Origin of the sequence: Acinetobacter sp. NIPH 284 (assembly GCF_000369425.1) — a bacterium.
Taxonomy (GTDB): Bacteria; Pseudomonadota; Gammaproteobacteria; order Pseudomonadales; family Moraxellaceae; genus Acinetobacter.
Genome location: NZ_KB850011.1, coordinates 1,563,272 through 1,583,727 on the forward strand (window position 1 = coordinate 1,563,272; position 20,456 = coordinate 1,583,727).

At 40.4% G+C, this 20,456-nt stretch carries 16 protein-coding genes and 2 pseudogenes; 15 read left to right on the forward strand and 3 right to left on the reverse strand.

Features of this window, described 5'->3' with window-relative positions; genetic code table 11:
• Window positions 1–10: 10 nt before the first annotated feature.
• The 15 genes and pseudogenes from F908_RS13290 to F908_RS13360 all read left to right on the forward strand — a co-directional run.
• Window positions 11–502, forward strand: a pseudogene (locus F908_RS13290) (transposase); the annotation flags it as partial.
• A 162-nt stretch (window positions 503–664) separates the two neighbouring features.
• Complete coding sequence (locus F908_RS13295) at window positions 665–2,377, forward strand: carboxypeptidase-like regulatory domain-containing protein (protein WP_005162877.1); 1,713 nt, start codon at window positions 665–667, stop codon at window positions 2,375–2,377.
• Between the two features lie 65 nt (window positions 2,378–2,442).
• The gene (locus F908_RS13300) at window positions 2,443–3,540 is read left to right on the forward strand and encodes a hypothetical protein (RefSeq protein WP_005162882.1); all 1,098 of its coding nucleotides are present in this window, start codon (window positions 2,443–2,445) and stop codon (window positions 3,538–3,540) included.
• Window positions 3,540–4,369 (forward strand): annotated as a pseudogene (locus tag F908_RS13305) (FAD-dependent oxidoreductase). The gene F908_RS13300 and the pseudogene F908_RS13305 overlap by 1 nt, the downstream one beginning before the upstream one ends.
• Window positions 4,370–4,396: 27 nt before the next feature.
• Window positions 4,397–4,783 (forward strand): VOC family protein, encoded by a 387-nt coding sequence (locus F908_RS13310; protein ID WP_005162888.1) that lies wholly within the window; start codon window positions 4,397–4,399, stop codon window positions 4,781–4,783.
• A 37-nt stretch (window positions 4,784–4,820) separates the two neighbouring features.
• Window positions 4,821–5,243 (forward strand): hypothetical protein, encoded by a 423-nt coding sequence (locus F908_RS16145; protein WP_005162889.1) that lies wholly within the window; start codon window positions 4,821–4,823, stop codon window positions 5,241–5,243.
• 80 nt (window positions 5,244–5,323) lie between these two features.
• Window positions 5,324–6,091, forward strand: a complete 768-nt coding sequence (gene hisIE / locus F908_RS13320; protein ID WP_005162890.1) for a bifunctional phosphoribosyl-AMP cyclohydrolase/phosphoribosyl-ATP diphosphatase HisIE — start codon at window positions 5,324–5,326, stop codon at window positions 6,089–6,091.
• Between the two features lie 9 nt (window positions 6,092–6,100).
• Entirely contained in the window at window positions 6,101–7,603 is a 1,503-nt protein-coding gene (locus tag F908_RS13325; protein ID WP_004659254.1) for a UvrD-helicase domain-containing protein, read from the forward strand.
• Between the two features lie 24 nt (window positions 7,604–7,627).
• A complete protein-coding gene (locus tag F908_RS13330; RefSeq protein ID WP_005162893.1) occupies window positions 7,628–9,010 on the forward strand; it encodes an ATP-binding protein in 1,383 nt (460 codons plus the stop codon).
• Between the two features lie 429 nt (window positions 9,011–9,439).
• Complete coding sequence (locus F908_RS13335; protein ID WP_034602806.1) at window positions 9,440–12,283, forward strand: monovalent cation/H+ antiporter subunit A; 2,844 nt, start codon at window positions 9,440–9,442, stop codon at window positions 12,281–12,283.
• A 2-nt stretch (window positions 12,284–12,285) separates the two neighbouring features.
• Window positions 12,286–12,654 (forward strand): Na+/H+ antiporter subunit C, encoded by a 369-nt coding sequence (locus F908_RS13340; protein ID WP_005162899.1) that lies wholly within the window; start codon window positions 12,286–12,288, stop codon window positions 12,652–12,654.
• Window positions 12,654–14,465: a monovalent cation/H+ antiporter subunit D gene (locus F908_RS13345; RefSeq protein ID WP_005162904.1), complete on the forward strand. Its 1,812-nt coding sequence runs from the start codon at window positions 12,654–12,656 to the stop codon at window positions 14,463–14,465. Before F908_RS13340 ends, F908_RS13345 begins: the two co-directional genes overlap by 1 nt.
• Entirely contained in the window at window positions 14,465–14,992 is a 528-nt protein-coding gene (locus F908_RS13350; RefSeq protein WP_005162910.1) for a Na+/H+ antiporter subunit E, read from the forward strand. The genes F908_RS13345 and F908_RS13350 overlap by 1 nt, the downstream gene beginning before the upstream one ends.
• Entirely contained in the window at window positions 14,989–15,264 is a 276-nt protein-coding gene (locus F908_RS13355; RefSeq protein WP_005162912.1) for a monovalent cation/H+ antiporter subunit F, read from the forward strand. The genes F908_RS13350 and F908_RS13355 overlap by 4 nt, the downstream gene beginning before the upstream one ends.
• A gap of 11 nt (window positions 15,265–15,275) precedes the next feature.
• Window positions 15,276–15,656: a Na+/H+ antiporter subunit G gene (locus tag F908_RS13360; RefSeq protein WP_005162917.1), complete on the forward strand. Its 381-nt coding sequence runs from the start codon at window positions 15,276–15,278 to the stop codon at window positions 15,654–15,656.
• A 161-nt stretch (window positions 15,657–15,817) separates the two neighbouring features.
• Here F908_RS13360 and F908_RS13365 read toward each other — a convergent pair whose 3' ends face one another.
• Genes F908_RS13365 through nusA form a run of 3 tightly spaced genes read right to left on the reverse strand, consistent with a single transcriptional unit; the run spans window position 15,818 to window position 20,428 of the window.
• On the reverse strand, window positions 15,818–16,219 hold the full coding sequence (locus F908_RS13365; RefSeq protein ID WP_004659268.1) for a ribosome-binding factor A: 402 nt from the start codon (window positions 16,217–16,219) through the stop codon (window positions 15,818–15,820).
• On the reverse strand, window positions 16,219–18,933 hold the full coding sequence (infB, locus tag F908_RS13370) for a translation initiation factor IF-2 (RefSeq protein WP_005162930.1): 2,715 nt from the start codon (window positions 18,931–18,933) through the stop codon (window positions 16,219–16,221). Before infB ends, F908_RS13365 begins: the two co-directional genes overlap by 1 nt.
• A gap of 10 nt (window positions 18,934–18,943) precedes the next feature.
• Window positions 18,944–20,428, reverse strand: coding sequence for a transcription termination factor NusA (gene nusA, locus F908_RS13375; protein WP_005162935.1), 1,485 nt, complete (start codon window positions 20,426–20,428; stop codon window positions 18,944–18,946).
• Window positions 20,429–20,456: the final 28 nt, after the last annotated feature.

Here is a 20,456-nt window from a genome sequence, read left to right on the forward strand (position 1 = left end):
AATATTTCATTTTATGTTTGGTATCGACTGTAACCGTAAGGTTTCCCCAGAAAAAGGACAATGGTTTCAACTGCGTTTATTGCCAGATTTCCATCAGGGTCAAGTGGTCTGGCTCAAAGATTTTGGCTTTGTACAATTATTTAAGACTCAGTTAAAAGAACAGCAGAGGTTTTATATTGTGTATCAAGATGAAGATGATTTATTGTCCTTTGAGGGTTTTCATGAATTACATTCAAGTCATTGCAAAATAGAACAATATCACCGAGTGATTAAACAGGTTTGTCATATTGAAAAGTTTCAAGTAAGACGATCTAAACTGATTTTGAATCATATTTTTTCAGCCTTGATGGCCTACGTCGAGATACAAAAGAACCAGTTTGAGCGGATCTTTGAAAATGTATATCATTGGCAGAAGAAATTATTTAGACCAATCATCAAAGACTTCATTGATGACTTTATTGTCGATAAAAACCATCTGCTACCACAGAGAATCTATAAATGATAGTGCGTAAGTCCTATTAGATTAAATAAACAAGCTTTTTATTATGTCTTATATTGATACATTTTTACTTAAAAAATTTAAAAAAGTCATTATCACATCTATAAAACTTTGCTATAACTACGCAGGAATCAATTAAAATACCGATATTCGGGGAATAATATAATGTTTAAATCAAAAAAACTGTCATTGAGCTTGTTGACTTTATCCGTTTCTTCAGCCCTTTTACTTACAGCTTGTGGTGGAGGCAATGGGGGATCATCTGGAAGTAACCCTCCAGCGGCAGCAACACTGACAGGACGTGTGGTAGATGGTCCTATTGCCAATGCAACCGTTACATTTACTGATGAAGCAACTGCATGTAAGGATAAAACTGCGACTACAGATGCAAATGGGGTATTTACTTTCCCACAAGGATGTACTGCAAGCGCATTGAAAGTGACAGGTGGACAGGATACGACTACAGGTCTGCCATTTACAGCTACACTAGAAGCACCAAAAATTTCTTTGACAGATGCTCAAGGTATCGATGTTGTTGTTACTCCAATTACCACATTGATCTCAAAAGTGGGCGAAGCACAAGCACAAAAAATTGCGACTGCATTAGGCTTGGGTAATGTTGGTGATTTACTTAAAACCGATCCATTAACAAATAAAACCTTACTAACCAAGACAGTCGCGGCTCAGCAACTTATCGAACAAATAACTAAAGCTGTAACCCCTCTTGATTCCAGCCTTAGCTCAGAGCAAGTCAGCCAAGCGGTCATTATTGTGCTTGCAAACGAGTTAGCAAATACAACCGTTGCAACAAGCCTCAGTGATTCAACCCTAGTCAGCAAAATCGTTACCCAAACTGTCAATGCCGTTAAAGATCAACTGCCTGAAGGTGAACTAAAAAATCATATTAATGAAGCAGGTCAAAACCTTGCTGCTTTAACAGCAAATGTAATCGCAAAGAATGTTGAAAATACAGAAACTGCAATTAATGCTCTTACTGATGTAAGTACGACTCAAGCAATCAAAGTTGCGGGTAATGCGATTATAGAACAGAAAAGTGCAGTTACTACACAAAATCTGGTTCAAACATTAGCAGAAGTCCTTATACAGGATCCAACTAAGGTACAAGCCAAGTTAGCGATCATTTCAACTCAATTAGCTCAAGATAATACTGATACGACAGCGATTACAGATGCCATTACTGCTATTGAAACAGCCACAGGCGTGCAGATTGACAATGGAGCTGTAATCAGTGCCGATCAATTCAATCCAAACCATCTCAAACTAGAAGGTTTAAGTATCGGTGAGATAAATTTCACACTTAAGCAGCTAGATGATTCTTATGGTAATGCAATTAAAGTTCCGAGTTTAGATAATATTTTGGTTTCTTTAAATGGTGCAGGCACATATAAAGATGCAACGACGACTGTAGGTGCGGCTTTACAATTTGACTCGCTATCAAATAATAAATCTGTTTCTCTTTACGCAAGTGATCTTAAGCTAACTTATAGTAATGGGACTTTAACCAAAGCGGTATTACCACAAGGTTCTGTAATTTTCATTGGCTCAACCCAATCTAATATAAAGACTCAAATTGGTCTAGCTAATGAGATTAATGTATTATCAAATGGTAAAATTGCACTAAATAGTACAACATTGAAATCAATTTCACCTACTCTTGCAACACAGTTAGATAATTTTAATAAAGAGGCCAACTCTGCGCGCATTACTGCAATTATTATACCTGGTTCAAAACAAGCAATAGCTGTGACTAATACTCTAGGTAACTTAACCTTTGCTTATGAAAGTAGTGTTTGTAATTTTGAATTTAGCTGTATGTCAGGTAGCGGTGTATTAGCTAAAGTTGACATTCAAAAGTAACTATACCTTAAAAGAGCTACTATATAAGTAGCTCTTTTTTTATGTGTAATTTACAAGGAATTTATATGAAAAATTTAAAATTACTTCCGTTATCTACTCTTTTTCTCTATTCCTTCATCCATGCTGCACCCCATGATACTTTTTTACAAGCCAACTCACTTTCAGGAAAAACACAACCCTTGAATGTAGATGTTGCCATTGATGCCGTCAATAAAACCATTGACCTGTTCGATGTCCGTGCCAAAGAAGGTGCAACTTCAGAAAATGCAGGTGACTATTTAGGTGGACATATCGTTGGTAAATATCAACTTTATCCAAATCTTGAACTAGAAGCTGGTTTTTGGCAGCGTGAAATTGATTATTCAAAAGATACCAATAAATTACAAAGTTGGTTGGTTGCCACAACCTATACCCCAAATTTAAATCTACAGAAAAACGATTTTCTGGATTTACGTTTTAGCTTATGGGGCAACTACGCAGATCAGCTCAAGAAAACAACACCGACAACCATCAACAACAGAACCTTTAATGATGTTCGGGTCAATGATCCATCTGATATACAGCTACAGGTTGATGCAATTTTTTCAAGAAAACTGGATCCTATGAATCAACTCAATGCGTATGTCAGTACAGGCTATAGCAAAGTGAAAGTTGACAGTTTAAAGACCCAAGCCAAATATCAGGGTTGTTTAGTCAACTTGAATATTAATAAAAACAACCATTACACTGGTTCTCTAGCTGAACCGTGCCAGATTGACAATGCGATTATTAATGAACTCAATATTTCAGGTTCAGCATCCGATTTCAATCTGGATGTCGATAAAGATTTAAATTACGATGCTTATTACGCCGCTATTGGAGGTTCATGGAATTGGCGCTATCAACAATTTGAAAGTCAGCTTGCTTATCAATATCAGCGTTTATGGCGTAGTGACATTGATGATCGCGTCAATCATTTTGGCAATAGTGCATTGAAAGATAATCATACTTTTTCCGCACGTTTTAGTTACGACGTTACACCGAATATTACGCCTTTCGTTGAAGGTTATTTATTTAAACGCAATTTTGTAGGTAATATTCCCTTTCTTTATAACGGGGTGACTGCTTCACGTTTAGATCGTAAATATGGCTATGCCTCTTTGGGTGTGAATTTTCATTACTAATGAAAACACCTCATTTTGCCATTATTGGTGCAGGGACGGTTGGGCTCGCAACGGCGATTTTGTTGGCTCGGCAAAGTCATCAGGTGACACTGTTTGAATAGGTCGATGAACTTGCACCTGTTGGCGCTGGTTTATTGCTACAACCTTCGGTTTTAGCTGTTTTTGAACGTCTTGGCGTATTATATGAAGCCCTCAAACTGGGTGCAAAAGTGACAGGACTTGAAGGGTAACTCGCCAATAAATAACTTTTGGTCAATAGCCATTACCATCAGGCAGCCCCCAATCTGTATGGCTTGGGGATTCACCGCCCTACCCACAGCTTTTATTGGATGCAAAAAATCAACCGCAATGGTTATCTGCCCAATACCGTGATGTCGTGATGTCCCAGTTTGGAAAAGGGCGGATTGGGGTCATGGGTGATGCAGCACATGCCATGAGCCCACAACTCGGGCAAGGGGCAAATATGGCACTGTTAGATGCATGGGCCTTTTCACAGTCCTTGCAGCGTGCCAGGAAAAATCAACAGATTGACTGGGCAATGTTGTGGCAAAACTATCACCAACAGCGTCGTTCCTCGACCCAGTTTTATCAATTCCTCAGTCGTTTACTGACCCCACTCTATCAATCTGATCACTGGTTGGCAGGCGGTTTACGTGATCTTACTTTTCAGTGGATGTATCAAATCCCTTATTTTCGTAAAGAAATGGCAATCACCATTTCAGGTTTAAAAACAGGAATGTTGCAGCAACTAGATTATCAACAAATTGCCCACTATCAAAAGGATGATGATTCTTTGGTTTCCAGCAATGAATCCATTACTGATTATTAACCACATTTATTAAGACCTAAACTATTTATGAAAATTAGTCATTTAGATCATTTGGTACTGACAGTTGCTGATATTAAAACCACCTGTCAATTTTATCAGTCCGCATTGAATTTTGAGATCATCAGCTTTGGTAACAACCGAAAGGCACTGCAATTGGGTTCTCAAAAAATCAACCTGCATCAGGTTGGCAAAGAGTTTGAACCTAAAGCTTTTCACCCCACCGCTGGTTCAGCAGATTTATGCTTTATTGCAGAAACGCCATTAGAAGAGGTGATTAAACATCTACAACAGCTTAATATTAAGATTGTTGAAGGGCCAATACAGAGAACAGGTGCTGTAGGTAAAATTGTCTCAGTTTATCTTCGTGACCCTGATCAAAACCTGATTGAAATCTCAAACTATATCGATAGGTAAAAATAAAAAGCTCCATCAATAAGAATAAGGCTAAAACATGAAATATAGTTTTCTATGGGCACTCTATCGACAGGATAAAGGCAAGGCGATTCGAAAAGGATGCTGGTTTTTATTTCCAAGCTTTGCCAACCTGTTTTGTTTTCTAAATTTCCACTATCAACTCCTTGAATGGCAAGTAAATCCTAAATCGACGATAGGAAAATTGGTGATCAGCCCTCTATTTCCGTGGGTGATCTTATGGGACAGCTTGCCCTTTATATTTCTTCTGTTGATCCATCAAACATATTTGCCTCGAATTTTAAACATTTGGCTTTATATCACAGGTGCTTATTTTTTAGTTGATGCTTGGTTCTGGTCAAGCTATCCTTGGGGTATGCTGATCATTGTTGCTTCTGCATTACCCTTTCTCGAAATAGAAAATAAACAACTCATGGGTACTTATATCCAACCCAGCCCTTAAAGCATTTTTTACCCAACAAGCATAGCCAACCCTAGCCACAAACGCTAAACTAGCTGCTTTGCCCACAACGGATTTCACGCATGTCAAACTGGTTAGATGAAGTTAAATTTGATTCCAATGGTCTTGTTCCTGCCATTGCACAACATCATCAAACTGGTCGAGTGTTAATGGTTGCATGGATGAATCGTGAAGCATTACAACTGACGGCTGAAAAAAATCAAGCCGTGTATTACTCACGTTCACGTCAAAAATTGTGGCACAAAGGCGAAGAATCAGGGCACTTCCAAACCGTGCATGAAATTCGCTTAGATTGCGACGCCGATGTGATTATTCTGCAAATTGAGCAGCACGGCGGAATTGCTTGCCATACGGGTCGTGAGTCTTGTTTTTATCGTAAACTCACGCCAAAAGGTTGGGAAATTGTTGATGCTCAACTGAAAGATCCAACTGCAATTTACGGTGCATCTGCGAAAGTCGAAGCACACGATCATGGTCAGGCTGAACAAGTTGACGTACTCAGTCACTTAGGTCGTTTGATGCAAGAACGTAAAAAAGCTGAAGCAGATAGTTCTTATGTTGCCAGCCTATACAAAAAAGGCATCAATAAAATTTTAGAAAAAGTCGGTGAAGAAAGCGTCGAAAGCATTATTGCAGCCAAAGATTATGCAGCACATGCTTCTTTAGAAAATAAGCATGATCTGATTTATGAAGTTGCAGATTTATGGTTCCACAGTATTGTCATGCTCGGCTACTTCGACCTTGATCCACAAGAAGTCCTTGATGAACTTGCTCGTCGCCAAGGTCTATCTGGCTTGGTTGAAAAAGCCAATCGTAGTCAAGAAGCGTAAACCTCGCCTGTGTCGAATATCGAGAAACCCAAAGCTACCTATGAGCAAGCGATTGCAATAGATAACGCGCGTTTAGGTCAGTCCTTTAAAGTGATTGCCTATGCTGGCACAGGTAAAACCACGACTTTACAAATGATCAGTGACGCCATGCCCGAACGGCGTGGTATGTATTTGGCTTTTAACAAAGCGATTGCATCTGAAGCACAGAGTAAATTTCACGGCAATGTCAATTGTCGTACCTTTCACTCTCTTGCCTTTCGTAGCGTACCGCGTGGCGTGACTGATAAATTACGACTACCACGTTTAAGCCCAAGTTTTATCGCTAAAGAATATCGTTTAGAACCAATCACACTTCGTCGTCTCATGGGTGGACGTTATGAAAAATATGTACTGATGCCAAGCCGTCTTGCGAGTTTGGTTGCCAATGCTGTCAGCTATTTCTGTTCGACCAGCTCACAATATCCTGCCCCTCGCCATATTCAAGCGCCAAGCTGGTTGCATCAAGATGATATTGAATCGTTACAACAACACTTATATCCAGCCGTTGAACGCCGTTGGTTAGAGTCAATTGATCAAAACCATCAAGCAGGGATTGGTCACGATATTTACCTCAAACTTTGGGCATTATCAGAACCCAATATTCCAACAGATTATGTTCTGTTTGATGAAGCACAAGATGCTGACCCACTCATGTTGGGTATTTTATTACGTCAAAAAAGCACACAAGTGATTTATGTCGGTGATGCACATCAGCAAATCTATGCGTGGCGTGGTGCAGTCAATGCAATGCAACAGATGCCTTTACATGAAAGCCGTTTAACGACCTCTTTCCGTTTTGGTGATGCGATTGCTGATGTTGCCAATAGTCTGCTTGGTGCATTAAATGAAACTGTTCCACTATTGGGCAATCCAAATGTTAAATCGAGTGTGGTGAATAAACCCCATACCAAAATGCGCGATGCCATTTTATGTCGTACCAATGCACGTGCAATGGAACTCCTACTTTCTGGTTTAGTGCATGGCGACAAAGTCAGCTTACAAGCTGATCATCAGAAGCTCAGTCGTTTTGTGGATGCCGCTAGTTTACTCAAACAAGGCAAACGAATCACTGATGTGCCCGAACTGGCTTGGTTTAATTCATGGCATGATGTGCATGAATATTGCGAAACCAATGATGGTAGCGATATCAAACCTTTAGTGAAGCTGGTCGATGATCATGGTACTGAGCCACTCAAGAAAGCACTTGCCAAAATCACGCCGATTGAACAAGCAGATTATGTTATTTCAACTGCACACAAAGCCAAAGGCTTGGAATGGAATCGTGTGCATATTGAAGATGATTACCAATTTAAAATAAATGGCCTAGAACATAAAATTACAGATGAGGAATTAAGACTACTTTATGTTGCCTGTACTCGTGCTAAAGTAAGTTTAAATATTCATCATCTTTACGATTTAATACAACAATTAAAACGGGGCGCTCCCTCAAGTCTTCGCCAGTCCGTAGGTTAAAGCGCTTATGTTCAGGGAGAGCTTATGCAACTTGAATCAGTGCTATTTAAACATGTTGGCATGTTTCGCGACTTAACCATTGAATTTCAACCGACTCAACGTCCAATTACACTTATTTTAGGTGAGCAAGCTACAGGCAAAACTACAATTTTAAAAAATATCTATCAAGCCTTAACGTGGTTCTCCGCACGTTATAAAGATATTCGCACCGCAGGTGTCGTGATTGCTGATCAAGATATTTTGTTGACACGCTTACAAGCCAAAGTTCAAGTCCAAGTTAGAATGAGCAGTGAATTAACTCATCATCTACCAGAAAGTAGCTCTGCACAAACGACTGACACTCAGAACTGTAGTTGGAAGTTATTTAAAACATTTAACAGTCAGGGGGTTGGAATTAGCCAAGTTGAAACGCAGCAACTTGATCAAATGGTATCGCTATACCAAAAAACCAGTCTTCAAGATCCATTATTTGGATTACCGTTAATTGCGTATTATCCTGCCGAACGCTTTGTACAAGAGGTTAATTTACAAAACAAGAATGCACCAGGAACGCTACAAGATCTTGCTGCCTACGATTTAACAGCAATTCCATACACAACTTTTGCACGTTTCTTTGAGTGGCTACGGGAAATTAGTGATGTTGAAAATGCTCACTCTGCTCATATCGTCAGACGTCTTATTGGCAACGATTTCGGTCAGCAGAATCAATCAGAGGTTTTGCAGCAATTACAACAAGAACTGATGAATCATCCTAAACAACTTTCAGCACCTAATTTATATGCGCTGAAAAAAAGCTTACATACCATCTTTCCAGAATTGAATGATATCTATATTCAATATATTCCTAAACTTCAATTAATGGTGCGTTACAAAGATCAGACTATTCCCTTTCAGCAATTATCGGCCTCTCTTAAATCATGGATTGCATTGGTCGGTGACATTACACGTCGTTTATGCTTGCTTAATCCACATTGTTTCGACCCATGTTTAGAAGGTGAAGGCATATTATTAATTGATCAAATTGAGCATCAATTAGATCAAAATATGAGTGCTGAAATTTTAGAGCGTTTGCATCAAGCATTTCCAAGACTACAAATTATTGCTTCAGGCAATCGCGATGAATTATTAGAACATGCTTTAGAATATCAATGCTTCAGGTTAGGTGATAAAGAAATTTATGAGATTAATCTTGAGAAATCTCAACAACAACTTTCACAACTCTATAATGAGTTAAGTCAATCAGAAAGCATTCTCTTGCAGCAGAATCAACACTTATTAGAATCAGAAAATTTGGTCAGTAAAGTTGATGAACTCTTTCATCAAATCCAAGCGCTTGATGAACAAGAAAAGAGTCATTTGCTTCATCTACTTAAAATTGATGATACCCCTCAAGAGAGATCAATTTGATATTGGGCTTTAAGATTGATTGCATCATTAATCCTTATAAACTAGAGGTCAATTTTTTCTTTTAAATAGGTGTTCTGTACTGAAACACTAGATTGTAGGGATACGCATTTGATCCAAGACCAGATCTATATCCCTCTTCTGTATACAGATAATCGAATGGAAAATATTCAATTAAATAGCGAACAAAAAACGTTGATAGACAAGTTTTAGCGACAAAGATGTTGTTAGTTTCATGTAATAACATCAGATTTTTGTTGATTTTTTATAGTAAAATAAAATTCATTTTTTACTTTCAAGTTGTGCAATACAACTTGCTCTTTCCGTTAACTTGATTGGGTTTCGAGACTTGAAACTTTGGCTTTCTCTTTGAACGCCTTAAGTCTTGGAAGAAAATCCACCATTAGGTCTCTCTCGACCTAAATCATCGACATGGATACCAGTGTGCTACCGATTATTATTTTATTACCTCTCATACTTGGCACAACCCTTGTCTCACAATTGCAACGTATTTCACGGGGTATGACGGCAATTGGAGCAATTGGCATTAGCCTGAGTTGTTTTATTTTACTGCTTAGCCAAGCTGAAACGGTTTTACAGGGTAATGCCCTGCAACAGAGTTGGGAATGGCTTCCACAACTGGGCATCAATCTTAGTTTTCGCCTTGATGCATTAGGATTATTGTTCGGTTTACTCATTAGTGGGATCGGCACACTGATTTATATTTATGCCTATTATTATCTCAGCCCCAAAAACTCACTCAGTAAACTGTATCAGTTGCTCATGCTATTCATGGCAGCGATGCTTGGGATTTCACTTTCCAACAATTTGATTATCTTACTGGTATTTTGGGAACTGACCAGTATTTCTTCATTCTTGCTCGTGGGCTATTGGAGTCAATATGATGCCGCCCAACGTGGTGCGCGTATGGCACTCACGATCACAGGGATGGGCGGTTTGGCGATGCTAGGGGGCTTTGTCCTCTTAGGACAGATGACAGGTACTTACCAGATTGACCAATTGGTGTTAATCAAAGAGTCTATTCAACAGCATCAACTGTTTGTACCCACTCTACTGCTCATTTTACTAGGTGCATTTACCAAAAGTGCGCAATTCCCATTTCACTTTTGGTTGCCAAATGCAATGGCAGCACCTACGCCTGTTTCAGCCTATCTCCATTCAGCTACGATGGTGAAAGCAGGTATATTTTTATTAGCCCGCTTAGCGCCACTCTTTATTGGGGCAGCGTTGTACCACAATATCGTAACTTTCGTCGGTTTATTCACTTTATGTATGGCAGCGGGTTTCGCCATATTTAAAGAAGATCTCAAAGGGCTTTTAGCTTATTCAACCATCAGTCATTTAGGTTTGATTGTTTGTTTACTCGGCATCGGTTCACCACTCGCTGTTGCAGCAGCAATCTTTCATATCATTAATCATGCAACATTCAAAGCTGCTCTTTTCATGATTGCAGGCATTATTGATCATGAAACAGGAACACGTGATTTACGTAAGCTCAGTGGTATCTGGCAACTTCTTCCGTTCACAGGTACTTTAACCATGATCACCGCTGCTTCGATGGCTGGTGTACCGCTAACCAATGGCTTTATTTCCAAAGAGATGTTCTTTACGGAATTACTGGCAAACCTATCAGGTCCAGTAATGATAATTGCAGCGATCGTGGCAACTTTATCCGGTATTTTTGCTGTTACTTATTCTATTCGCTTGGTACATGGCGTGTTCTTTGATGGTGGGCTTGGTAAACACATTCCTAATAAAGATGCACACGAACCGCCTCTCGGAATGCGCTTACCTGCGATTATATTAGCGACATTATGTATTCTGGTCGGCATTCTGCCTGCACTATTGGCTGGAACAGTCGTGAATAGTGTAACGCGCGCAAGTTTGGCTCAACCTGAATTTGAGGGTGTTCATTTAGCGATTTGGCACGGTATTAATGCACCTTTAATCATGAGTCTAGTTGCATTAATGGGTGGTGGTTTATTTTACTTTAACCTCATTAAAAATCAGCATTTACGTAAAATTGACTTAGACCCTTATTTAGGTAAATTCCAAGGCAAACTTTTATTTGAATCATTCCTGAAGCATCTCTTACTTACTAGTCGAAAAATCAAACAAAAGACTGAAACAGGTTCTCTACAAAGTTATCTTCTTTGGATTGTTTTCTTTAGCATCATCATGGTGGGTTTACCCTTATTCAATCAGGGATTAACAACTGGCACACGTGAGCTTAGCCATGCTCCATGGATTGCTGTGGTCTTATGGCTCACATTATTCTCGGGCTGTTGGATGATGTTGTGGTTCCACCACGAACGGATTAAAGCTGTTTTAATTAGTGGTGCTGTTGGACTTGTCGTCACCATGGTGTTTGTCACCTTATCTGCACCAGATCTTGCACTCACTCAGATCACAGTTGACGTTGTTACGACTGTTTTATTGTTGATGAGCTTATCGCTATTACCGCAGTTGACCCCTTACGAATCGAGCCGTCCACGCCGTTGGCGAGATGCAAGCTTAGCAATCGCAGGTGGTATCGGTATTGGTTGGATTACATGGCTAATATTAACGCGAGAACATAATTCAATCTCATGGTTCTTCTTACAACAATCCCTCCCATTAGGCGGTGGTTCAAACGTTGTCAATGTTATCCTTGTTGATTTCCGTGGTTTTGATACCTTCGGTGAAATTACAGTATTGGGTATTGCAGCAATAGGAGCACTGTGTCTCATGGATGGTATGCGTGCACATGGCACCACCATGACACAAGGTTTATCTTATCGTTTTAACCCTTCACCATTGATGTTACGTATTTCAGCCTCATGGGTACTTCCCCTTGCCCTTGTCGTCAGTATCTACATTTTTATGCGTGGTCATAACTATCCGGGGGGTGGCTTCATTGCAGGTCTGATCACAGCAATGGCGCTGATTATTCAATATATTGTTTTAGGTCAGGATAGAACCGAACAACTGATCAAAGCAAAATCTGGTCGTTTATATGAAATTTGGATTGGCTCAGGTTTAGCAATTGCAGGTTTAACGGGTATTGCAGCTTGGTTTTGGACACGCCCATTCTTAACAACAGCACATATTTATATAGAACCACCATTATTTGGGAAAATGCATTTAGCTTCGGCTGTGTCATTTGATCTCGGGGTTTATATGACCGTTGTTGGCGCGACAATGCTGCTAATTTCAGTCTTAGGTGATTCGCGTCACTCAAGTATGTCTGGACCTGTTCCAAGTGGAGATAAATAAAAATGGTTAGTATTGAATTTTTGCTCGCTTCAGGAATTGGTCTGCTAACAGCAACAGGCATCTATTTAATTTTACGTGCCAGAACCTTTCCTGTCGTACTCGGTCTGGCCATGATCGGTTATGCCGTAAATTTATTTTTATTTGCAGTCGGTCGTATTCAAATTAATGCACCTGCAATCCTTACAGAAACAACTAAAGTAACAGATCCGTTACCGCAAGCATTGGTACTCACTGCGATTGTGATTGGTTTTGCAACAACCGCTTTTATTGTACAGCTTGCTTTACGCAGTCGTTATGAATCTGGAACAGATCATGTTGACTCCAAAGAAGAACCAACTGTGACTTATGACCCACGTGAGGATGAGCCATAATGTTTGATTTCAATAATTTTTGGCATGCTCATACCCCTATTTTAAGTATTTTAATTCCAGCATTTACGAGTTTTTTACTACTTTTATTAGGCAATCCTGGTTCTGGTTCTCTAAAACAGGATTGGCGCCAACCTTGGCGACGTGGCATTAGCTTAGGTTCTGCACTTCTAGGCTTAATCACAGCAATCAGTTATTTGATGATCGCCAATACAGGTCAAGTTACCGTCTATCAACTTGGTGAATGGTCTGCTCCTTTTGGAATTGTTTTAGTTCTCGATCGTCTCGCTGCGTTCATGTTGGTGCTGACTTATGCACTTGCAGTGCCTGTCATTTGGTATGCAAGTGATAACTGGGATACACGTGGGCGCTATTTCCACACCATGTTCCACTTTTTGTTAATGGGTATAACCGGTGCATTCCTGACAGGTGACTTATTTAACTTATTCGTGTTTTTTGAAATCCTGTTAATGGCATCTTATGTATTGCTATTACATGGTCAAGGGCGACCACGTTTCCAGCTAGGCATACATTACGTCACCATTAACTTACTCGCATCAGCGCTATTTTTGATTGGTTTAGGGATGATCTACGGCAGCGTTGGTAGTTTAAATATGGCTGATGTGAGTCGCCTTATGCCAACCTTAGACAGCGATCAACATAAACTTGCAATCGCGGGTGGCTTGTTACTGTTTGTTGTATTTGGGATCAAAGCAGCAATGCTTCCTGTCGGCTTTTGGCTACCAAAAACCTATGCTGTTGCAAGCACACCCGTTGCTGCAATTTTTACTATTATGACCAAAGTTGGTATTTATGCCATTCTACGTGTCAATGGTACTGTTTTTGATGATGCAATGGCACAGAGTATTTTCAAAAACTGCTTATTAATGATTGGTTTGATTACTTCACTCTATGGTGTAATCGGCGCAATTGCTGCTGAACGCTTACGCCGTTTTGTTGGCTTTATGGTGTTGTCATCGATTGGAACATTACTCATCGCTATTGCCATGTTGAATACCCAAGCATGGTCAGCAGCATTGTATTATTTAGTCCACAGCACCCTAATTGCGGCTGCATTCTATTTGTTTTGTGGTTGGATAACTGCGCAACGTGGTTCATTCAAAGATCATTTAAAAGTTGCACCGAAAATCAAACAGGAAAAAGCGGCTGCTTTTACTTATTTTACCATTGCACTCATGATGGCAGGTTTACCCCCTTTTAGTGGTTTCTTAGGTAAAGTTTTTATCTTACAGGCTACTGCTGAAACGCCTTATCAGGGTTGGATTATTGCTGTTATTCTGCTTGTTAGCTTACTTAGCATTATCGCATTCACACGTGTTGGTTTTATCCTTTTTTGGCGTGCTAGTCCACCCGAAGAAAATGCTAAAGAACCAGCATATACCGCTTATCAAGCACTACCTGATACAGCTCCTCATCGGAATGACAAAGCAATCTATGTATTACTGATTGCTTTGATGAGTTATGTTGTATTTGCAGCACCAATTCAGCGTTATACAACTTCAACTGCACAACAAATTCAAAATCATGCGCTTTATCAACAAGCGATTCTAAAACATGATAGTCAAGGTCGTGCCATTAGCGTGCAGCCATTTGATGCAGCATATTTGCCTGAAACTAAATATGGTGGCGAGGTTGAGGATCATAATGCGGTATTAATTCCAGATGTTCTCTCAAAACCGACGCTACAAGGCGAACATATTTCGGAATATAAACAACGTCAAATTGCTGAGCAAACTTTGTCAAATCCAACTATTCCAAATGCCACACAATTAAAACCGATGGAGGAACACTAATGCAAAAACGTGCTTTGCTTGATCGTTGGTTTCCCCACCCCTTTGTGTCATTTTTAATTTTTGTGACTTGGCTCATGCTGTCGCATAGTTTGGACATCACAGATATTTTTATTGCAATTCTATTAGGTATCTTTGTTTCACGTTTGGTAAGTCCTTTTATTGCACGTACACCCCATATTCATTGGTTACCTGCAATCAAACTTTTTTTTGTGGTGCTATGGGATATTGTGATTTCCAACTTTCGTGTAGCTAAAATGGTGCTTGGACCAATGGATGAGTTGCATCCAAAATGGTATCGCGTGCCATTAGAAACTGAACATGAGCAAGTAAATACGCTACTCGCAATGATCATTACAACGACGCCAGGTACGGTATCCGCAGGGATTGATCAAGAGCGAGGAGATATTTTAGTTCATGCACTCAGTACCGATAATGCTGAATTAGATATTCAAGACATCAAAAATCGTTATGAGCTACCTTTGCTCGAAATCTTTGATGTAAAGATTGCAGAAGGAGCAGCGAAATGACCATTTTACCTTATGCACTTGCAATTAGTTTAGTAGCGATCACTATTTCCATGTTTCTTTGTCTGACCCGCATGATCATTGGACCATCTGTTGTTGATCGCTTGTTAGCACTCGATACTCTTTTTCTTAATGCAACGTGCTTGATTGTGGTGTTAGGTATCTATTGGGCAAGTACCAATCTATTTGAAGGTGCTTTATTGGTGGCGATGCTCGGTTTCGTTTCAACTGTTGCACTAGCTCGCTATTTTACCACTGGACATGTGATTGATTAAGGAGAGTGCTTGTGCAAATAATTTTTGAGATTATCATTTCGTTCTTTTTGATCTTTGGTGCATTCTTTATGCTCGTAGGTTCAATCGGAATGATTCGCCTACCCGACTTATTTATGCGTCTGCATGCACCGACTAAATCAAGTACGCTAGGCTTAGGAAGCTTTTTAATTGCGGCTATGATATTTGGAGCAACTCAAGGTCGGTTTGGTTTTGCCGAATTGTTGATTACTTTATTTGCTTTTATTACTGCCCCAGTATCTGCCAATTTAATGGCACAAGCTGCAATTCATTTACGTTTGCGTTCAACCAGTGGTGATGTTCCAGAAGCTTTAAATCGTCCGCTACCGTGGCAACGTTATCGTCGTAATGCAGAAAAGAAAGATCAACTTTAAGTTGGTCTTTTTATTGAATTCAATGTCATTCTTTAAGTTTTAGAAACCCTAAGCTAGATAATTAGCTGAAAGATATGATGTCAGAAGAGCAAATCATATCGATCTAGACAATGATCTATAGCACAAAAGAAAGCCACCCGAGGGTGGCTTTCTTTTAAAACTTATTCTTTATCGTCTTGCCCTTGTTCAGGCAGATCCTTCACAGCTTCCGCGATCAGACCAAACATATAGTTACCATAGGCATTGGTTTTATCGTAATGGAAACGCAATCTTGGCGTAATACGTGTCTTGATACGACGGCTCAACTCATGACGCAAGAAACCAGAAGCTTTATTCAATACATCTAAAGTTTCTTTATTTGCGACTTCACTTTGCTCATCACCAAGTTCACGTCCCATCACAGTGACATAAACTTCAGCATAACCCATGTCTGCACTGACTTTTACCGCAGAGATGGTCACTAGACCACCTAAGCGAGGATCTTTAAGCTCTTGACGGATCAGCTCAGACAACTCACGTTGTACTGAATCCGCCATGCGCTTTAAGCGTTGGCTACCCGCCATTAAAGACTCCGTTTAATCAATTGAACATCATAGACTTCGATCTTGTCTTTAACTTTGATGTCTTTATAGCCTTTGACTGCAAGTCCACATTCCATACCAGCACGAACTTCTTCAACCACTTCTTTATAACGACGAAGAGATTCAAGTTCACCTTGGAATACAACCACGTCATCACGTAATACGCGAATCGGTTTATTACGATGCAATGTACCTTCAAGTACCATACAGCCAGCTGCTGCACCAAACTTACTTGAGTGGAAGACTTCACGTACTTCTGCAACACCCAAGATCGTTTCACGATGTTCAGGTGCAAGCTTACCGCTCATTGCAGCTTTTACATCATCAATTAAATGATAGATGACGCTGTAATAACGAATATCGATGCCATCTTGATCAGATTTTTGACGAGCAGTGTTATCCGCACGGACGTTAAAACCTAATAATACTGCTTCTGAAGATTCAGCTAAAGTCACATCTGACTCAGTGATTGCACCAACACCAGAACCAATGATGCGGACTTTCACTTCATCTGTAGAAAGCTCATCAAGCGCAACATGTAATGCTTCTAAAGTACCACGCACATCAGTTTTGAGTACGACATTCACATAAGGAATATCTTTTTTACCCATAGATGCCATGATGTTTTCAAGACGCATTGCGCTTGCACGCTCTAGACGTTTATGACGCTCACGATCAGAACGAGCATCAGCAACTTCACGTGCTTTCTTCTCATCATTGACGACAAGAACTTCGTCACCTGCCATTGGTGCATCAGGTAAACCTAAAATTTCAACTGGAATTGAAGGACCTGCTGAAGTGATACGTTGACCATTTTCATCAACCATCGCACGTACACGACCATAAGATGAACCCGCAAGAACCAAGTCACCAATGTTCAATGTACCATTTTGTACAAGAATTGACGTTACCGCACCACGACCTTTGTCAACACGTGCTTCAATGACTACACCTTGCGCCGCACCTTCTGCTGAAGCTTTAAGCTCCATCAGTTCAGCTTGGATCAAGATAAGATCAAGTAACTCATCAATACCCGCACCAGAATGCGCTGAAACTTTAGCGATAGGTGTATCACCACCCCATTCTTCAGGCACGATTTCTTCATGTGCTAATTCATTTAATACACGATCGACATCAGCAGATTCTTTATCCATCTTGTTGATGGCAACAATAATCGGTGTACCCGCAGCACGCGCATGATCAATTGCTTCAGCAGTTTGTGGCATTACACCATCATCAGCTGCAACGACAAGAACTACGATATCCGTTGCTTTTGCACCACGTGCACGCATTGATGTAAACGCAGCATGTCCAGGTGTATCTAAGAAAGTAATAATACCTTTCTCAGTTTCAACATGGTATGCACCGATATGCTGAGTAATACCACCCGCTTCGCCTGCTGCCACTTTAGAGCGACGAATGCGATCAAGTAACGATGTCTTACCATGGTCAACGTGACCCATGATTGTGACCACTGGAGGACGAGTCGTTTGTTCGCCACGTGCTTCTTCAGCTGCAACTAATAAGTTGTCTTCTGCTTGTGTATCAGAAACTAAAACTGGATTGTGGCCCAATTCCTCAACTACTAATACTGCTGTATCTTGATCAATCGCTTGGTTTTGAGTAACAAGTTCACCCATTTTCATAAGTGTTTTAATTACTTCACGAACCTTAACCGCCATTTTCTGTGCAAGATCAGCAACAATAATTTTTTCGCCGATCTCAACATCATAAATTTGCTTCTTCACAGGTTTTTCAAAACCATGTTTATTCGCTTGGCTGGTTTTTAAACCACGCTTATGATGGCTTTTGCTGAAGCTTTGCTCTGCCTGAGCATCACCACCACGACCGCCTTTTTTACCAGCGCGTGGGTTTGCTGTCGCACCACCGCGTTTAATTTCGCGGTCTTCCTTATTAAAGGAATCTTCATATGCTTGTCCAACAAGACCAGCAGCTAAAGGTGAATCATCGATTACACGAATCGTTGTCGTCGCATCATCACTCGAATATTTTGATGCCATTTTACGCATTTGCTCAAGCGTACGCTGTTGCGCTTCTTCCGCAGCTTTACGGCGTACAGCTTCTTCAGTCGCCTTTAACTTGGCTGCTTCTGCTTCACGGGCTTTTTTCTGTTCAGGTGTTTCTGTTGGCTTGACAACAGGTGCTTTAATTACCTTGTCGCTACCCCGTTTCTTCACCACAACTGCGGTTTTTGCAGGAGCTTGTGAAGCACTCTCAGAAGTATGTGCTGCACGCATTGCTTCTAACGTTGCATTGGCTTTTTGTTCAGCTACATCACGTGCATTTTGAACAGCTACATCACGTGCATTTTGCTCTGCGCGTACTTTAGCATCTGCTTCTGCACGTGCTTTCGCTTCTGCTGCAAGTAATTCTGGATTCGGTTTAGCAAAAACTTGTTTCTTGCGAACTTCAACATTAATGTTTTTTGCTTTACCCGAAGTACTTGTTACTTTAGCAGTACTGGTTGTTTTACGTTTCAACGCAATTTTTCCTGTGTTACCACTGTCCTGACCATGTACTTTTTTCAAGTGATTGATCAAAGTATCTTGCTGTTCAGCGGTAATAATGTCATCTGCTTTACGCTGTGGTAGACCTGCTTCGCGAACCTGCTCTAGGAGTTTCTCTACAGGACGTTCTACGCTGAGCGCTAACTCTTGAATCGACTTGTCCGTCATCTATTATCTCCTAGTTAAACCATGATTCACGTGCTTTCATGATCAATTGACCTGCTTTGTCATGACCTAAACCTTCGATATCTGAAATATCATCAGTCGCTTGATCAGCCAAATCATCAATCGTAACCACACCACGCGCCGCCAATGCATAAGCAATCTCAGTGGTCATACCATCCATACCGAGAAGTTCTGCGCTTGGCTCTTGAATATTTTCTTGCTGTTTCAGTGCATCAGTTAAAGCAGCTTCTTTAGCACGGCTTTGAAGCAATTCAACTAAATCTGTATCTAGTTCAATTTCATCAAATGTTTCGGCTGGAACATAAGCAATCTCTTCTAATGAAGTAAAGCCCATTTCCACCAATGCCATTGCTAAATCTTCTTCAATATCGAGACGTGTAACAAACATATCTAAATACTGTTGTGCTTCATTTTGCTGACGAGCACGATACTCTTCTTCTAACATCATGTCGAGTTTATAACCCGTCAATTCTGATGCTAAACGAACATTTTGCCCTTGCGAACCAATTGCACGTGCTAACTGATCATTGGTTGCGAAGATAATATCTGCACTACGTGCATCTTCATCTAGCACAATACCTGATACATCAGCTGGCTCTAATGCGCTTGCAATATATTGTGCTGGATCATCAGACCACACCACTACATCAATACGCTCACCGTTCAACTCTTGTTGTACTGCTTGAATACGCGTACCACGCATACCAATACATGCACCTACTGGGTCAATACGATGGTCATTGGTTTTCACTGCAATTTTAGCACGAACACCCGGTTGACGAGCAGCTGCTTTAATTTCGATGATTTCTTCAGAAATTTCTGGAATTTCTTTTTTCATCAATGCAATTAACATCTCAGGACGAGCACGAGATAATAATAATTGCGCGCCACGACCTTCGCGGTTTACGCTATATAAAATGGCATTGATACGTTGCTTAGGACGCAAAATTTCTTTATGAATGGTTTCTTCACGCGCCAAGTAAGCTTCAGCGTTATCACCTAGATCAATGATGAAACCATCTTTGGTTTGTTTTTTGACTTCGCCGTAAATCAACTCACCCACTTTAGATTCATAGGCATCGGCAACCAAAGCACGCTCAGCTTCACGAATCTTTTGTACAATGACTTGTTTCGCAATTTGAGCAGCAATACGACCAAACTCAATTGACTCAACTTCTAGCTCACGCACATCACCGATTGACCATTTTGATGGATCAACATCTGAGATTGCATCTTGGCAAGCTGGCATTTCATGGTCTTCATCCGCCACAACTGTCCACTGACGAAAAGTGCGATAATCACCTGTTTTACGATCAATCTCAATACGAAGCTGTGCTTCTTCTGAATGGGTTCCTTCGTAAAACTTTTTCTTCGTTGCTGCAACAAGTGCTTGCTCTAATGCTTGGAAGATCGCCTCACGACTAACACCTTTTTCATTACTAACCGTTTCTGCAACGGTAAGAATTTCGCGGCCCATAAGTCACCTACCGATTTCTTATAAAATT

Bases quoted from the DNA above. Each gene is read 5' to 3' on its own strand.
- F908_RS13345 (WP_005162904.1), top strand. From the start codon at position 12,654: ATGTTTGATTTCAATAATTTTTGGCATGCTCATACCCCTATTTTAAGT.
- F908_RS13340 (WP_005162899.1), top strand. From the start codon at position 12,286: ATGGTTAGTATTGAATTTTTGCTCGCTTCAGGAATTGGTCTGCTAACA.
- F908_RS13350 (WP_005162910.1), top strand. From the start codon at position 14,465: ATGCAAAAACGTGCTTTGCTTGATCGTTGGTTTCCCCACCCCTTTGTG.
- F908_RS13335 (WP_034602806.1), top strand. From the start codon at position 9,440: ATGGATACCAGTGTGCTACCGATTATTATTTTATTACCTCTCATACTT.
- infB (WP_005162930.1), bottom strand. From the start codon at position 18,933: ATGACGGACAAGTCGATTCAAGAGTTAGCGCTCAGCGTAGAACGTCCT.
- F908_RS13300 (WP_005162882.1), top strand. From the start codon at position 2,443: ATGAAAAATTTAAAATTACTTCCGTTATCTACTCTTTTTCTCTATTCC.
- F908_RS16145 (WP_005162889.1), top strand. From the start codon at position 4,821: ATGAAATATAGTTTTCTATGGGCACTCTATCGACAGGATAAAGGCAAG.
- F908_RS13330 (WP_005162893.1), top strand. From the start codon at position 7,628: ATGCAACTTGAATCAGTGCTATTTAAACATGTTGGCATGTTTCGCGAC.
- F908_RS13310 (WP_005162888.1), top strand. From the start codon at position 4,397: ATGAAAATTAGTCATTTAGATCATTTGGTACTGACAGTTGCTGATATT.
- F908_RS13295 (WP_005162877.1), top strand. From the start codon at position 665: ATGTTTAAATCAAAAAAACTGTCATTGAGCTTGTTGACTTTATCCGTT.
- F908_RS13355 (WP_005162912.1), top strand. From the start codon at position 14,989: ATGACCATTTTACCTTATGCACTTGCAATTAGTTTAGTAGCGATCACT.
- hisIE (WP_005162890.1), top strand. From the start codon at position 5,324: ATGTCAAACTGGTTAGATGAAGTTAAATTTGATTCCAATGGTCTTGTT.
- nusA (WP_005162935.1), bottom strand. From the start codon at position 20,428: ATGGGCCGCGAAATTCTTACCGTTGCAGAAACGGTTAGTAATGAAAAA.
- F908_RS13365 (WP_004659268.1), bottom strand. From the start codon at position 16,219: ATGGCGGGTAGCCAACGCTTAAAGCGCATGGCGGATTCAGTACAACGT.